A 13725-nucleotide genomic window follows, 5' to 3' on the forward strand; every position below is an offset into this window, starting at 1 on the left:
TCAGCAAACGCGGCATCGGAAGCATCATTCCTGATGGACGACAACTCCAGCGCCCCGACCCTTCGCGACATTGCCGATGCGGCTGGCGTTTCGGTGGCTTCCGTTTCGAAGGTTCTCAACAACAGGAGCGGCGTTGGCGAGGAGAGCCGGCGCAAGATCCTCGATATCGCCGAGCGCTACGGCTACCAGGGCAAGACCGCACGGTCGCTGCATAAGGCAGGTGTCGACAGCGTCGCAATGCTCATGCCGGCGGAATTCTATTCACGGTCGCAGTTCTACGAGGACGTCATCCGTGGCGCCCTGGACGAGGCGGCCGCCCATTCGCTCAGGATCGACGTGCGACTGGTTTCCCTCGATTCGGTGGTGGCCGATGTGGAGGACCTGCTGCAGGCCGGCAGGACCGGAGCGGTCGCCGCCATCGGCCTTGACCAGCCGGAGGCGCTGGAGCGGATCGTCGCCAGCAAACTGCCGGCCGTTCTCATCAACGGCATGGACCGCACGATGCGCCTGAACAGTGTCCTGCCCGACAACTGGTCAGCGGGTTGGCTCGCGACGCAGCGCCTGTTGAGCGCCGGGCATCGCGAGATCGTTCACGTCACACTGCCGCATCGCCTGTCCTTGCGCCGCCGGCTCGAGGGTTTCAAGGTTGCGCTCGAGGAAGCCGGCATCCGCTTCGATCCGCAGCGCCATGTCCTGGACCTGTCCAAATTCGGCGTCCAGGAATCTCAAACGCAGCAGGTTGTCCGCCAAGTGCTGCAGGACGGCCGCCTGGCCGATGCGACCGCCTTTTTCTGCAGTACCGACATCGTGGCGCTAGGCGTCATGCAGGCGCTGCAAAGCAGGGGCTTCTCGGTTCCAGAGGATTTTTCCGTCATCGGTCTCGACGATATCGCGGTCGCCCTTCATAGCCGCCCGCCCTTGACGACCATCCGCATCGACCGCGTCGAGCTGGGCCGTGCCGGCATACAGATGCTGATGAAACGCATTGCAGATCCGGGCGCAAACATCGTGCGCGTCAACATCGGCGTGCAATTGGTCGAACGCGCCACTGTTGGCCCAGTGCGAAAAACGACCCCGTGCGCACCCACGGGCGTCGCCTGACCTGGCACAAGTGACTGATCCTGACGATCAGCCGAGCGACAGTTCCTTCGTCTGGTGTCTCAGCACCAGACCGACCGCGCCCAGCAACGCATCGTTCTCGGTGTGCTTGCCGACGATTATGCGCGTGCGCAGGGCCGGAGCGATATCGCGGGACTTGATGAGCGTGTGGCGTTCATAGGACGCGATCAGCGGCGTCAATAGAATGTCGCCTGCCAAAGCCATGTGGCCGCCGATGATGATAAGCGGCGGATTGAGCACCGAGCCGATCAGGCCGAGACCCCGGCCGGCTATCTCGGCGGTATCCTCGATCATCCGCAACGCCCTGACGTCGCCCTGCTCGGCCATGGTGATGACATCGTCCATTGTGACCTGCCGCCGCACGACACGCGAAATCTGTTCCAGTGGCCGGGCAAAACTTGCATAGAGCTCCAGGCATCCGCGATTGCCGCACCGGCAAAGATCGCCGCCGGGATCGATGCTGATGTGCCCGAATTCGCCGGCGCCGCCGGCGATGCCCGTCACCAGCCGGCCTTGCTGGACAATGGCCCCACCGACACCCAGATCAATCTTGAACAGAACGAAATCGTCCTGGCCGATGGCCGCACCCCACATCAGCTCCGCAATGGCCGAGCAGTTGCTCTCGTTGTCGGCGAAGATCGGCTGTTCCAGGACAGGCCCGAACACATCTCGTATGTTGACGCCGGCCCATGTTGGAACCATGCTCGCGCGCAGCACCACTCCATCGCGGCTGACAGGGCCGGAGACGGAAACCCCAACCCCCAGGAGTCCCGCCGCCGGCAGACCGTTTTCCTCGTAAGATTGGGCAATTGCCGATTTGACCATCTGGGCCGCCTGTTGCGGCTGGTAGTCCAGAGCCATGGGGATAGTTTGTTCAGCAATGACGGAATGTGAGACATCGGCGACGATGAGCCGTATCTGCTGAAGAGCCAGGTGAATTCCGACGCAGGTGCCCGCTGTCGGATTGAGCGTAACCGCCGCGGCTGGCCTGCCGATACCTCTGATGCCATCGCTGCTGGTCGGAGCTTCGATCACCATCCCCGACTTTCTCAAGCCGTTGAGCGCGGTCGAGACAGTCGAGCGTGCCAGACCGGTAACGCGTGCGATCTGCGATGCGGAGAGTACGCCGCGTTCACTCAGGCATCGCACGATCATGCTCTCCGGCGACGCGGACGGTCTGTCGATCAGCCAGGTTCTAAGCGAAGGTTTTGTCATAGATCAACATAAACATCGTTGACTGATAGCTCCAATATGTCATCTTGGAAAGAACTCGAGATTAACGCATCTCGCCGGCGGCGGCTTCAAACCGCAGCCATAAGCGGTCGATACGAACCGTGCAACCATATGTGGGAGTGAAACCATGAAATCCGTCATGACCGCCTTCGCGGTCGCTGCTGCTGCGTGCACCTTTGTCGCCGGGGCCGCCTTCGCCGAACCCAAGACGAACCTGTTGCACCAATGGTCGACCGGATCGGACGCCCAGGCGATCGCCAAGCTCGGCGAGATGTTCACCGCCAAGGGCGGCAAATGGGAACAGACCTCGATCGCCGGTCACACGGCCAACACGCTTGCCAAACTGCGTGCCGACGTGATCGCCGGCAATGCGCCGCCTGCCGTGCAGCTCAAAGGCCCGGAAATCGCCGAGTGGAACGAGACCGGCATGACCGCCGATCTCGACGAGTTGGCGGCCTCGGAAGGATGGGAGAAAGTGGTCGCGCCGGAACTGCTTCCGGTGATGAAGCCGACCGGCAAATGGGTCGCCGCTCCCATGAACATCCACCGCATCAACTGGCTCTGGGCCTCGCCGAAGGTCATGCAGGCGGCCGGCGTGGCGGAAATGCCCAAGACCTGGGCCGAGTTCAATGCGGCCTGCGACAAGATCGTCGCCTCAGGCAAGATCTGCATTTCGCATTCGACCGCCGACTGGACGGATTCGACGGTGTTCGAGGTCGTGCTCTACGGCCAGGATATCGATCTCTATCGCAAGGCCTTCGTCCAAGGCGATGTCGAATCCATGCGCAGCCCGGGGATGGTCAAGGCCTTCGAGCAGATGCGCCTGATGACGAGCAAGTACATGGATCCCGGCATGGTCGGCCGCGACTGGGATTCGATGTCGGCGCTCGTCGGCAAGGGCGACGCGGCGTTCCACATCATGGGCGACTGGACGATCGGCCTGCTGACCGCCGCCGGCTTCAAGGAAGGCACCGACTATGTCTGCGCCCAGGCGCCGACCGATTGGGGCAAACCCGGCTTCATCCTCAACTCGGACTCGGTCGTGTTCTTCAAGCAGAAGGACCAGGATTACATCGACGGCCAGAAGCTGCTTGCGAGCCTGATCCTGTCGCCCGACTTCCAGACGGTCTTCAACCAGGCCAAGGGCTCGATCCCCTCACGCCTGGATATTGATCTGTCGAAGGGCTTCAATCCGTGCCAGCAGCTCTCGCAGAAGGATCTGCAGGCGTCGATCAAGGAAGGCACGCTGGTCCGCTCGATGGCGCACAACATGACCATCCCGCAGAAGATGCGCGGCGCGATCATGGACTCCATCACCGAGTTCGTGGCGACGCCCGACATGTCAGCCGAGGACGGCGCCAACGCGATGGCCGACGCGGCAGAAGCACAGAAATAGACGGGAACGGCCGGGCGCTTCTATTCGCACCCGGCCATCCTCCATCCCAGTCCCGCGCTCTGCCAGTCCAGTGCTCTGAATGTCAAATCACGACCTGATCCTGTCGGTTCCTACGCCCGCCCGCCCCTGGCGTGAACGGCTGGGCTCCGCAGTGCCCCTGCTGGTGCTCGGCCCCTCCCTTGTGGCGAGCTTCGTCTACGTCTTCGTGTTCACCGGCTGGACGCTCTACATCTCGCTCTCGAACTCCTCGCTGCTGCCGACCTACGGCTTCGTGGGCCTGGACAACTACGCGTCACTGTGGGCGAACCGGCGCTGGAACATCGCCTACAACAACCTGTTTTTCTTCAGCAGTTTCTACATCGTCGGCTCGATGGCCGTGGGACTGCTGCTGGCAATCCTGATCGACCAGCGCGTGCGCGGCGAAGCGGTCTGGCGCACGATCTTTCTCTATCCGCTGGCCGTCTCCTTCATCGTCACCGGCACGGTCTGGAGCTGGCTCTACAACCCGGTCGACGGTATCCAGGCGCTGGTGCGCGGTTTCGGCTGGACGAGCTTCAGTTTCGCACTCGCCAGCGACCGACACTATGCGATCTACGCGGTGATCATCACCGGTGTCTGGCAGGCCTCGGGCTTTGCCATGGCGCTCTTCCTGGCCGGCCTGCGTTCGGTGGATCAGGACCTCGTCAAGGCCGCGCAGATCGATGGCGCATCGACCTTCCGCATCTATCGCAAAGTGCTTCTGCCAACGATTGCGCCGATCTTCCTGGCGGTCGCAGTCATCCAGATCCAGTTCGCCATCAAGACCTTCGACCTCGTGGCGGCCCTCACCAAAGGTGGCCCGGGGATCTCGACGACCTTCCCCGCCATCTACGTCTATGATCTGATGTTCCAACGCGGCCAGATCGGCGAAGGTGCGGCGGCGGCCATCATGATGCTTGCCGCTCTTGCCGTGGTGCTGGTGCCTTATTCGTTCTGGGTGGTCTGGCGGCGGCGCAAGGAAGCCGGCCATGGCTGACGTCGTGCTGGACCAGTCGCTCGATCGTCGCGCTGCGGCAGTTGCGGCGCGCCGGCATTTCCTCGCCCGCTTCGTTATCTATGGGCTGCTGGTCATCTTCGCGGCGATCTACCTGGTCCCGCTGCTGGTCGTGGTGCTGAATTCATTCCGCGATCAGCAGGAGATCGCGCGCAACGGGTTGATCTCGCTGCCACGCAGCTTCCGCCTCGAAGCCTGGGGCCAGGCGTGGAGTACCTACTGCATCGGCGGCACCTGCGAGGGCATGCAGCGCAACTTCTACAACTCTCTGAAAATGACGATCCCGGCGACGATCATCTCGACGGTGGTCGGCGCGATGAACGGTTACATCCTGTCGAAATGGCGCTTCAAGGGTTCGGAAGCGCTGTTCACCTGCATGCTGCTCGGCGTCTTCATTCCGGGCCAGATTTCGTTGATGCCATGGGCATTCATCCTCGGCAATCTGGGCCTCAGCAATTCGGTCTACGGGCTTGTTCTCATCCACGTCATCCAGGGCATTTCGTTCACCACCCTGTTCTGCCGCAACTACTATGTCAGCATCCCCGACGATTTGATCAAGGCGGCGCGCATCGACGGCGCCGGCTTCTGGCGCATCTTCCGCAAGATCATTCTGCCGCTGTCCTCACCGATCCTGATCGTCACGGTGATCTGGCAGTTCACCGGAATCTGGAACGAATATCTGTTCGGTGTCGTCTTCACCTCCGGGCAGCAACAGCCGATCACGGCCGCACTCGTCGCGCTGACCGCAAGCGGCACGAATGTACGCGCCTATGACGTCATGAGCGCCGCCGTGCTGATCGGCGCGCTGCCGCCGCTGCTGATCTATCTCTTCGGCGGCAAATATTTCGTCCGTGGCCTGACCCAAGGTGCGATCAAGTGAGCCACAATCAAGTGAGGCGCGATCAAGTGAGCGGAGCCTGTCTCATGTCGCCTGTCGCTCCGTCCGCCAAGAAGGGCATCGCATGTCGACATTGACCATCCGATCCCTGCGCAAGAACTTCGGCGCGGTCGAGGTGCTGAAGGGCATCGATCTCGAGGCGCAGAACGGCGAGTTCATCGCGCTGGTTGGGCCGTCCGGCTGCGGCAAGTCCACCCTGCTGGCGATGATCGCCGGGCTGGAAACCGTAACCTCCGGCGAGATCCGCATCGACGGCCGGCTGGTCAATTCGGTTGCGCCGAAGGACCGCGACATCGCCATGGTGTTTCAGTCCTACGCGCTTTACCCGACGATGACGGTGCGCGAGAACATCACCTTCGGCATGGAAAGCCGCCGCGTGCCGAAGCCGCAGCAGGACGAGGCCGTCAAGCGGGTTGCCGCTTTCCTGCAGATCGAACCGCTGCTTGGGCGAAAGCCCGGACAGCTTTCGGGCGGCCAGCGCCAGCGCGTCGCGATGGGCCGGGCGCTGGTGCGTGATCCGAAGCTGTTCCTGTTCGATGAGCCGCTCTCCAATCTCGACGCCAAGCTGCGCGTCGACATGCGTACCGAAATCAAGAAGCTGCACCACCGCGTCGGCAAGACCACGGTTTACGTCACCCACGATCAGGTCGAGGCGATGACGCTGGCATCGCGCATCGCCGTGATGCATCAGGGCTCGGTCCAGCAATTCGATGAGCCGGCCACGATCTACAACCGTCCGGCCAACATGTTTGTCGCGGGCTTCATGGGTTCGCCGGCGATGAATTTTCTGCCGGCCGAACTGAGCCAAGAAGGCGGTCGCCCGACTGTCGCCTTGCAGGCCGCCGACGGCAAGACGGTCAGCCTGCCGATCGTCCAGACCCTTCCATCCGATACGCCGCGACAGCTCATTCTCGGCATCCGGCCGGAGCACATCTACCGGTTCGATCCCGATCTGGCGCGTCGCAAGCCTGGCATCGCGCAAATCGATGCCGTGGTCGAACTGGTCGAGCCGACAGGTGCGGAGACCATGGCCGTTCTGCGCCTGGGCGGCAGGGAGATCACCGGCCGCTTCGACCCCGACGGCACGCCGCGTATGGGTGAGACTGTGACGCTCGGAATCGACATGGCGCGTGCCTGCCTGTTCGACCCGACGACCCAACGCCTGATCTGAAAGAGTTTCGCAGTGTCCTTCGCCACCTATCCGAGCCTGGCCGACCGTGTCGTGCTGATCACCGGCGGCGCGTCGGGCATCGGCGCCGACACGGTCCGCGCCTTCGCCGCCAATGGCGCACGCGTCGCGTTTTTCGATCTGCAGCAGGAGGCCGGCGAGGAGCTCGCGCGCGAACTCGCCGCCAAGGCACCGCACGCGCCACTGTTCATGCGCTGCGACGTGACCGATATCCCCGCCCTCCAGGCTGCGATCGGCACTGTGCACGACCGCCTCGGACCGGTCGCGGTGCTGGTCAACAACGCCGCCGATGATAATCGCCAGCCAGTCGCCGACATCACGCAGGCGACCTGGAACCACGCCCAGGACGTGAACCTTAGGCACCACTTCTTTGCCGCCCAGGCCGTGCATCCGCACATGAAGGCGTTGGGCTTTGGTTCGATCGTCAATTTTTCCTCGATCGCCTGGCGTTTCGGCGCAGCGGAGATGGCGCCCTATGCGGCGGCCAAGGCTGCGGTGGTCGGGTTGACATTCGCGCTGGCGCAGGCGTTTGGCCCCGACAACATCCGCGTCAACGCCATCGAGCCGGGTGCCGTCATCACCAATCGGCAACGGCAGCTCTGGTTCAAGACGCAGGCGTCCGTCGATCAGGTCGTGCAGCGCCAGATGATCCGCCGGGTTCTGCTCGGCGAGGAGATCGCGCGCACGGTGCTGTTCCTCGCCGCCGACGACAGCCGCATGATCACCAAGCAGTCGATCACCGTGGATGCCGGCCTGCGATGACCTCACCCGAATCAAAGGATCGCTCCATGCTCCAGGTCGGCCTGAACCCCTACGGTCTGACCTATCATCTCGGCCTCCAGGCCCGCGGCACGCCACGCGCCAATCCCAAGCCGGCGGGGCTGGAAGGTTTCATCGCGCTTGCGACGGAACTCGGCGCGCGGGTGCTGGAGATCTGGGTGCCATGGCTGACCGAGCTTTCCGACGACGCGGTGATCGCGCTGCGCGAAAGGCTCGCCAGCCTTGGGATCACACCGATCGTCAGCAGCGGCCTTCTGGTGGGCGAACCGCTCGACGACGCATTTCGGGCCGCGCGTCTGCTGCGGGCCAAAATCATCCGAACGGCGCTGACGCCGGTTCTATGCGGCGACCGCAACGCTGCCGGCGAGACATGGAGCGAGTACGCCGGCATCATTCGAGAGAGATTGAAGGAATGGGGTCCCCGCGCGATTGCCGAAGGCCATGTCCTTGCGATCGAAAACCACCAGGACTTCACCAGCCAGGAACTTGTCGATTTCTGCGCACTCGGCGGCGAAGGCGTCGGCGTCACCTTCGACACCGGCAACACATTCCCGGTCGGCGAAGCGCCGCTCGATTTTACGCGACGGATCGCACCGCATGTTCGCCATGTCCACCTCAAGGATTACCGCGTGCAGTTCACGACTGAAGGCTACCGACTGATCCGTTGTGCCATCGGCGATGGCGCGGTGCCGTTTCCCGAGCTGATCGCAATTCTCGGCCAACACCACGATCGCATGACCGCCGTTCTCGAACCGGGCGCATTGGAGGCGCGGCATGTCCGCTTTCTGCGCGACGACTGGTGGCACGGCTATCCCGAGAAGACGGCGCGCGAATTTGCCGCCTGCTTGGCGGCAGCGCAGCGCAATCGGCTACCCGACGATGCCGACTACCGCACGCCTTGGGAGCGCGAAGACGACGGTTCCCTGGTTTCCTATGAGCTCGATATGATCCGGCGCAGCGCCGCCAACATGCGCGACTTGGTTTGATGAAAGTGGAGAATAATCCGATGACGACACGTGAACTCGATGGATTGACCGCCTTCGTCACCGGCTCCGGCCGTGGCCTCGGCCGGGTGATGGCCGAGCGCCTGGCGGAACTCGGCGCCAATGTCGCGATCCACGACATGGACGAAACAGCGCCGGCCAAATACGGCGAGTTCGCCAATCTCGGCGAGGTGGTCGAGCGCCTGAAGCGGCATGGGACGAAGGTCACGTCGGTGACCGGCAACATTGGCGACCAGAAGGCAGTGGCCGAGATGAAGCGCAAGATCCAGGCCGATCTCGGCGACGTGCATGTGCTGGTCAATTGCGCCGGCGGCGACATCGGCGCCAAGGGCGGCAAGCCGAACCCGAACAACGCCCTCGACATCGAACTGGACGACATCCGCGTGCTCACCGAGAACAATCTGATCGGCACGATGCTGGTCTGCCAGGCTTTCGTGCCGCCGATGAAGCAGCGTGGCGGCGGCTCCGTGATCAACATCGCGTCGGCGGCGGCACACCTCGGCTGCTCGCCCGAGGTCGTCTACTCGACGTTGAAGGCTGCGGTCGTGCATTACACGCGCTGCCTCGCCAAGGAACTGATCGACGACGGCGTGCGCATCAATGCGGTCAGCCCCGGCGCCACCAAGACGGCACGGTTCCAGGCGACCCGCGTGGTCGATCCGGAGCGCATGGATTCGAGCAGGAAATCGCTGAACCGGTATGCGGAGCCGGAAGAGATCGCCGAGGCGGTGGCCTTTCTAGCCGGTCCGCGCGCGCGCTTCATCAACGGGCAGGTCATCCGCGTCGATGGCGGTTTTACTATCTTTCCAGGTTGAGTGGCCGCCGCACCGCTGGCCGCATTTCCGGGTTGCGCTCGGAGCGCTTTGCGGCGATCAGAGCCTGTACCCCTGTTAATCCCTGTCAGCTTGCCGGATTGCGGGCGGTGACGATCCACGCCGCGCCATCGATCATCACCGACCGCTCGCCGGGGCAGCCCGCGAAGACGGCACGAACCGCAGCCGAGGCGCGGGCGCGGATATCGTCGGGCTGATCAGCGATCGAGCGCGCCAGCGGGCCGACCTCGAGTGTCATCTTCACCGCGTCGTCGAGCGCCGCGTCCCGCGTCTCCCCCTTGCCGAACGGGATGGAGGCATCGAAGGGCGCGATAGCGACATCGGTGAAGCCAGCCACCGTTAGAATACGCGCCACCCGCCCCTGGTCGCCAAACGAGAACGGGCCGGGCGCTTCGGGACCGGGCGGCGTCATCTGCGGGAGGATGCCCTTCATTGCGCCCATCGGCAAGCGCACCCAATCGTTCTCGGCCATGCCGCGCCAGCAGACGAAAGCGACCCGCGCGCCCGGCTTGAGCGCACGGCGCATATGAGTGAAGGCCGCCGTAGGATCGTCAAAGAACATCACTCCGAAGCGCGAAAACAGTATGTCGAAAGCGCCCTGGGGCAATTCGGTGCTGCTGGCGTCGGCCACCTGGAACACGGCCGGCGTATCCTGCGGCGCTAGCGCGCGCGCTCTGCCGATCAGCGGTTCGGATATGTCCACGCCTAGCACATGGCCCCCCGCGCCGACGCGGGCGGCCAGATCCAGACTAGACGCCCCCGCGCCGCAGCCGACGTCCAGCACGCGTTCGCCCATGGCGGGCGCGGCGGCTTCGATCGCGGCCTGGCCGAACACCGCCATCATGGCATCGAGCCGGGCCTGGTAAGTGACCCAGCGCTCCCCGCTTTGGCCTTTCCAGTCGGCTACCTGATAAACATTTTTCTCTGTCATGCCATATCCTTTGTTCTGATCCGTTCTTAACCAGGCTATCCGCCCGCGTGGTCGTTCCCACCGTGTGCGGCGACGAACATGGCGACGGCGGACCGGCAATAGGATTCTATTTCGTTGTCGTCCTCTGCTCTCGCCTGATCGAAGCGTGCGATAATCAAGAGATCGGATCCTTTGATAAGCGCGGCAAACAAGCGGGCGGACCGGAGAGGATCGGGCACGTTCAGAACCGCCTTCGCGTGCAACTGACGCAACAGGGCCTCGATTTGGGCGATGACATAGGCGGGGCCGGCTTCGTAATGGAGCTTGCTTAACGACTTTTGATTCGTCTTGTCGGCCATGATCATGGCTTCGACACTGCGGACGTCCGGGCTCAACAGCGTGCGAAGCAGGGATGTTCCCATCGCGATGAGCTGATCTTCGGCCGAACCGTCGACGCCTTCAATAAGAGCCTGTGGTGCAAACTGATGGCAGTGGGCCGCGATGGCCGCGCCGAACAGCGCCTCCTTGTTCTCGAAGTGCCGATAAATGCTGAGCTTGGATATCCTCGCTCGCTGGGCGACCTTGTCCAATGTCGTCGCTTGAAAACCCAATTCCACAAAGAGTTCGCACGCGGCGTCGACTATCGTTTGGCCAAGCGCCTCGTTGGCGGGCCGGCCGCGCCGAGCCTGGCTGTTTTCGGTCACGATAATTCCAGTCCTTGACAGTATCTTAATTCTTAATTTACGATACCATATAGTATCCAAAAGGTGCAAGCCAATGCGTAGGTGTCCTCCAAATCAAGTTTCCCCGGGCCGCCGGCGATATCGAATGCGGCATCGTCCGGCCGGTCAACACAGTGATGGGCGACTTTCTCGTCGATGCCGAAGCTCTGCTCGCTGCCCGTCTCGAGCGCGTACCGTTGGACGGTATTTCGCGCCAGGCCCAGCCCAACCCCTCCATCCACAACACGGAGCCCATCACCATGGATGACGTCATCATCATCGGCGGCAGCTTTGCCGGCCTCGCCGCCGCCCTGCAGCTCGGCCGTGCCCGCCGCAAGGTCACCGTTCTCGATACCGGCCTGCCGCGCAATCGCTTCGCCGGCCACTCGCATGGTCTGCTTGGCCACGATCACAAGCCACCGCTGGGCATCCTGGCCGAGGCGCGGCAGCAGCTGGCGCGTTATCCCACGGTCAGGCTGGTCAATGCCCGGGCCGACAGCATCTCCGGCGCCATCGACGATTTCTCCGTCCTCACTGGCGATGGCGAAAGCCTTGGCGCGCGCCGCCTGATCCTGAGCTATGGCGTTGCCGACCAGATGCCTGATGTTCCGGGCTTTGCCGAAAGCTGGGGCACATCCATTGTGCCCTGCCCCTATTGCGATGGCTTTGAAGTCGCCGGCCAGCATTGGGGCCTTGTCTGGTCCGGCCCGCCGTCGCACAATTATGTCAGGCTGTACCACGATTGGACCGACACGTTGACGGTCTTCGCCGATGGTCACGACATTGCCCCCGATATCCGGGCCGATCTGGCGCGCCGCAACATACCTGTCGTTGATGGCCGGATCACCGAAATCGCCCGTCACGGGGGCCATAGTGCCACCGTCAAGCTCGATACCGCCCCCAATGTCGCTGTCGATATCTTGTTCGCGCATCCGCGCAACAAGCCGTCCGCAAGCCTGCATGAATCACTGGGACTCGCCACGGTCGACACGCCCCTCGGCATCGCCCTCAAGGTCGACGAGCGCCGCGAAACCAGCACGCCCGGCATCTACGCCGCCGGCGACCTCGCCAACCCAGCCATGGCCTCGGTCACCACGGCAACATCGCACGGCGCGACGGCGGGTATCTCCGCCCAGCAGTCGATGCTGGTTTGAGAAGACACAGATTGGAGGATGAGCATGGCCGTCGAACCGGACAGCGCGGGTGTGCGCTTCCCTCCGCCCTTCCTCTATCTGGGAGCGCTGCTGTTGGGGCTGGCGGCGGAGCGGTTCGTCACCCTCCGCTCTTTCGGCATCGACTGGTGGTTGCTGGTCGCGACGGGCGCGCTGCTGTTCGTTGCCGGCGCGGCGATGATGCTTGCGGCGGCGGGGCTGTTCCGGCGGCTGGGCACCAACGTTCCGCCGTCGCAGCCAACGACCCTCATCGCAACGACCGGTCCCTATCGGTGGACCCGCAATCCCCTGTATCTCGGAATGGCGCTTATCTATGCCGGCCTTGCGATCGGCTTCGACGGGCCGATCGCCTTCGCCTTGCTCCCGTTGGTGCTGATCGCGATCCAGACGCAGGTGATCGCCCGCGAGGAGCGCTATCTCGAAGCGAAGTTCGGCGACGACTACCGCCGCTACAAGGCCGAGGTTCGCCGATGGCTCTGACTATTCCACCGCTGCCGCCTGCGGGGCCGCGAAACCAGCGTTGGCTGGGAAGAAAAAGGGAGAAGCGAATGAAACTCTACGACGGCGACCGGGCGCCCAATCCGCGGCGGGTTCGCGTTTTCCTTGCCGAGAAGGGGATCGCGGTTCCTTTGGTGTCGGTCGACATGGGCGCGCTGGAGCACAAGAGCCAGACGGTCAGCTCGCGCAATCCTTTGCAACGCCTGCCAGTGCTGGAGCTTGACGACGGCACCATCATCACCGAATCCGTCGCCATCTGCCGCTATTTCGAGGAGTTGCACCCCGAGCCCGCCCTGTTCGGGCGTGGCGCGCTCGGCAAGGCGCAGGTCGAGATGTGGCAGAGGCGGATGGAGTTCAACCTGCTCAGTTCCGTCGCGCAGGCCTTTCGCCATATCCATCCGGCCATGAAGGAATTGGAAATTCCGCAGATCCCCGAATGGGGCGAGGCCAACAAACCGAAGGCGGTCGCATTCCTGAAAATCCTCGACGACGAGCTGGCGTGCCGGGAATTCGTCGCCGGCGACAGCTATTCGATTGCCGATATCACCGGCCTGATCGCGGTCGACTTCATGAAGCCGGCACGCATCAAGGTGCCGGAGGAATACACCAATGTGCTGCGCTGGCATCAGGCGGTCTCCAGCCGGCCGAGTGCTGCCGCTTGAGCGTGGAACTGGACAGTTTTGCAGCGACGGTTCGGGCCTGCCGCATCTGCGTCGAAAATCCCGTCGGCAAACCGCTGCCGCATGAGCCGCGGCCGGTGCTGCGGCCATCATCCAACCAGCATCCTGATCGCCAGCCAGGCGCCGGGAACCAAGGTGTACCTGTCAGGCATGCCTTTCACCGATGCCTCAGGCGACCGCCTGCGCAGCTGGCTTGAAGTGACCAGCGACGAATTCTACGACATTGAGAAATTCGCCATCGTGCCGATGGGCTTCAGG

Annotated in this window: 14 protein-coding genes and 1 pseudogene; 12 read left to right on the forward strand and 3 right to left on the reverse strand. The window is 63.3% G+C overall.

All coding sequences use genetic code 11. The features are described 5' to 3' along the window. The first annotated feature begins 33 nt into the window (after positions 1-33). Positions 34-1101, forward strand: a complete 1068-nt coding sequence (locus AC1RZR_RS31130; protein WP_481827016.1) for a LacI family DNA-binding transcriptional regulator — start codon at positions 34-36, stop codon at positions 1099-1101. A gap of 27 nt (positions 1102-1128) precedes the next feature. Here AC1RZR_RS31130 and AC1RZR_RS31135 read toward each other — a convergent pair whose 3' ends face one another. Continuing rightward, a complete protein-coding gene (locus AC1RZR_RS31135) occupies positions 1129-2274 on the reverse strand; it encodes an ROK family transcriptional regulator (RefSeq protein ID WP_481827017.1) in 1146 nt (381 codons plus the stop codon). 205 nt (positions 2275-2479) lie between these two features. Between AC1RZR_RS31135 and AC1RZR_RS31140 the strand changes: the two genes are divergently transcribed. From AC1RZR_RS31140 to AC1RZR_RS31170, 7 genes are all read left to right on the forward strand, one after another. Further along, positions 2480-3748, forward strand: a complete 1269-nt coding sequence (locus tag AC1RZR_RS31140; RefSeq protein WP_481827018.1) for an ABC transporter substrate-binding protein — start codon at positions 2480-2482, stop codon at positions 3746-3748. Between the two features lie 79 nt (positions 3749-3827). Continuing rightward, positions 3828-4763: a carbohydrate ABC transporter permease gene (locus AC1RZR_RS31145; protein ID WP_481827019.1), complete on the forward strand. Its 936-nt coding sequence runs from the start codon at positions 3828-3830 to the stop codon at positions 4761-4763. Beyond that, positions 4756-5661: a carbohydrate ABC transporter permease gene (locus AC1RZR_RS31150; protein ID WP_481827020.1), complete on the forward strand. Its 906-nt coding sequence runs from the start codon at positions 4756-4758 to the stop codon at positions 5659-5661. Before AC1RZR_RS31145 ends, AC1RZR_RS31150 begins: the two co-directional genes overlap by 8 nt. Positions 5662-5743: 82 nt before the next feature. Next, a complete protein-coding gene (locus AC1RZR_RS31155) occupies positions 5744-6850 on the forward strand; it encodes an ABC transporter ATP-binding protein (RefSeq protein WP_481827021.1) in 1107 nt (368 codons plus the stop codon). A gap of 12 nt (positions 6851-6862) precedes the next feature. Next, entirely contained in the window at positions 6863-7630 is a 768-nt protein-coding gene (locus AC1RZR_RS31160; RefSeq protein ID WP_481827022.1) for an SDR family NAD(P)-dependent oxidoreductase, read from the forward strand. Between the two features lie 26 nt (positions 7631-7656). Then, a complete protein-coding gene (locus AC1RZR_RS31165; protein WP_481827023.1) occupies positions 7657-8634 on the forward strand; it encodes a sugar phosphate isomerase/epimerase family protein in 978 nt (325 codons plus the stop codon). A gap of 20 nt (positions 8635-8654) precedes the next feature. After that, the gene (locus AC1RZR_RS31170) at positions 8655-9467 is read left to right on the forward strand and encodes an SDR family NAD(P)-dependent oxidoreductase (protein ID WP_481827024.1); all 813 of its coding nucleotides are present in this window, start codon (positions 8655-8657) and stop codon (positions 9465-9467) included. An 85-nt stretch (positions 9468-9552) separates the two neighbouring features. Here AC1RZR_RS31170 and AC1RZR_RS31175 read toward each other — a convergent pair whose 3' ends face one another. Both AC1RZR_RS31175 and AC1RZR_RS31180 read right to left on the reverse strand, forming a co-directional pair. After that, positions 9553-10416, reverse strand: a complete 864-nt coding sequence (locus AC1RZR_RS31175; RefSeq protein ID WP_481827025.1) for a class I SAM-dependent methyltransferase — start codon at positions 10414-10416, stop codon at positions 9553-9555. 35 nt (positions 10417-10451) lie between these two features. Continuing rightward, positions 10452-11099 (reverse strand): TetR/AcrR family transcriptional regulator, encoded by a 648-nt coding sequence (locus AC1RZR_RS31180; protein WP_481827026.1) that lies wholly within the window; start codon positions 11097-11099, stop codon positions 10452-10454. Between the two features lie 278 nt (positions 11100-11377). Between AC1RZR_RS31180 and AC1RZR_RS31185 the strand changes: the two genes are divergently transcribed. The 4 genes and pseudogenes from AC1RZR_RS31185 to AC1RZR_RS31200 all read left to right on the forward strand — a co-directional run. After that, positions 11378-12271, forward strand: a complete 894-nt coding sequence (locus AC1RZR_RS31185) for an NAD(P)/FAD-dependent oxidoreductase (RefSeq protein ID WP_481829160.1) — start codon at positions 11378-11380, stop codon at positions 12269-12271. Positions 12272-12295: 24 nt separating this feature from the next. After that, positions 12296-12769 (forward strand): methyltransferase family protein, encoded by a 474-nt coding sequence (locus AC1RZR_RS31190; RefSeq protein WP_481827027.1) that lies wholly within the window; start codon positions 12296-12298, stop codon positions 12767-12769. A gap of 68 nt (positions 12770-12837) precedes the next feature. Continuing rightward, entirely contained in the window at positions 12838-13449 is a 612-nt protein-coding gene (locus tag AC1RZR_RS31195; RefSeq protein WP_481827028.1) for a glutathione S-transferase, read from the forward strand. Beyond that, a pseudogene (locus AC1RZR_RS31200) lies at positions 13389-13722 on the forward strand (uracil-DNA glycosylase family protein); the annotation flags it as partial. The gene AC1RZR_RS31195 and the pseudogene AC1RZR_RS31200, both read left to right, overlap by 61 nt. Positions 13723-13725: the final 3 nt, after the last annotated feature.

The sequence above is a fragment of the Mesorhizobium bavaricum genome (assembly GCF_056781655.1).

Bases quoted from the DNA above. Each gene is read 5' to 3' on its own strand.
- AC1RZR_RS31190 (WP_481827027.1), top strand. From the start codon at position 12,296: ATGGCCGTCGAACCGGACAGCGCGGGTGTGCGCTTCCCTCCGCCCTTC.
- AC1RZR_RS31130 (WP_481827016.1), top strand. From the start codon at position 34: ATGGACGACAACTCCAGCGCCCCGACCCTTCGCGACATTGCCGATGCG.
- AC1RZR_RS31155 (WP_481827021.1), top strand. From the start codon at position 5,744: ATGTCGACATTGACCATCCGATCCCTGCGCAAGAACTTCGGCGCGGTC.
- AC1RZR_RS31170 (WP_481827024.1), top strand. From the start codon at position 8,655: ATGACGACACGTGAACTCGATGGATTGACCGCCTTCGTCACCGGCTCC.
- AC1RZR_RS31140 (WP_481827018.1), top strand. From the start codon at position 2,480: ATGAAATCCGTCATGACCGCCTTCGCGGTCGCTGCTGCTGCGTGCACC.
- AC1RZR_RS31165 (WP_481827023.1), top strand. From the start codon at position 7,657: ATGCTCCAGGTCGGCCTGAACCCCTACGGTCTGACCTATCATCTCGGC.
- AC1RZR_RS31185 (WP_481829160.1), top strand. From the start codon at position 11,378: ATGGATGACGTCATCATCATCGGCGGCAGCTTTGCCGGCCTCGCCGCC.
- AC1RZR_RS31145 (WP_481827019.1), top strand. From the start codon at position 3,828: ATGTCAAATCACGACCTGATCCTGTCGGTTCCTACGCCCGCCCGCCCC.
- AC1RZR_RS31175 (WP_481827025.1), bottom strand. From the start codon at position 10,416: ATGACAGAGAAAAATGTTTATCAGGTAGCCGACTGGAAAGGCCAAAGC.
- AC1RZR_RS31135 (WP_481827017.1), bottom strand. From the start codon at position 2,274: ATGATCGTGCGATGCCTGAGTGAACGCGGCGTACTCTCCGCATCGCAG.
- AC1RZR_RS31195 (WP_481827028.1), top strand. From the start codon at position 12,838: ATGAAACTCTACGACGGCGACCGGGCGCCCAATCCGCGGCGGGTTCGC.
- AC1RZR_RS31150 (WP_481827020.1), top strand. From the start codon at position 4,756: ATGGCTGACGTCGTGCTGGACCAGTCGCTCGATCGTCGCGCTGCGGCA.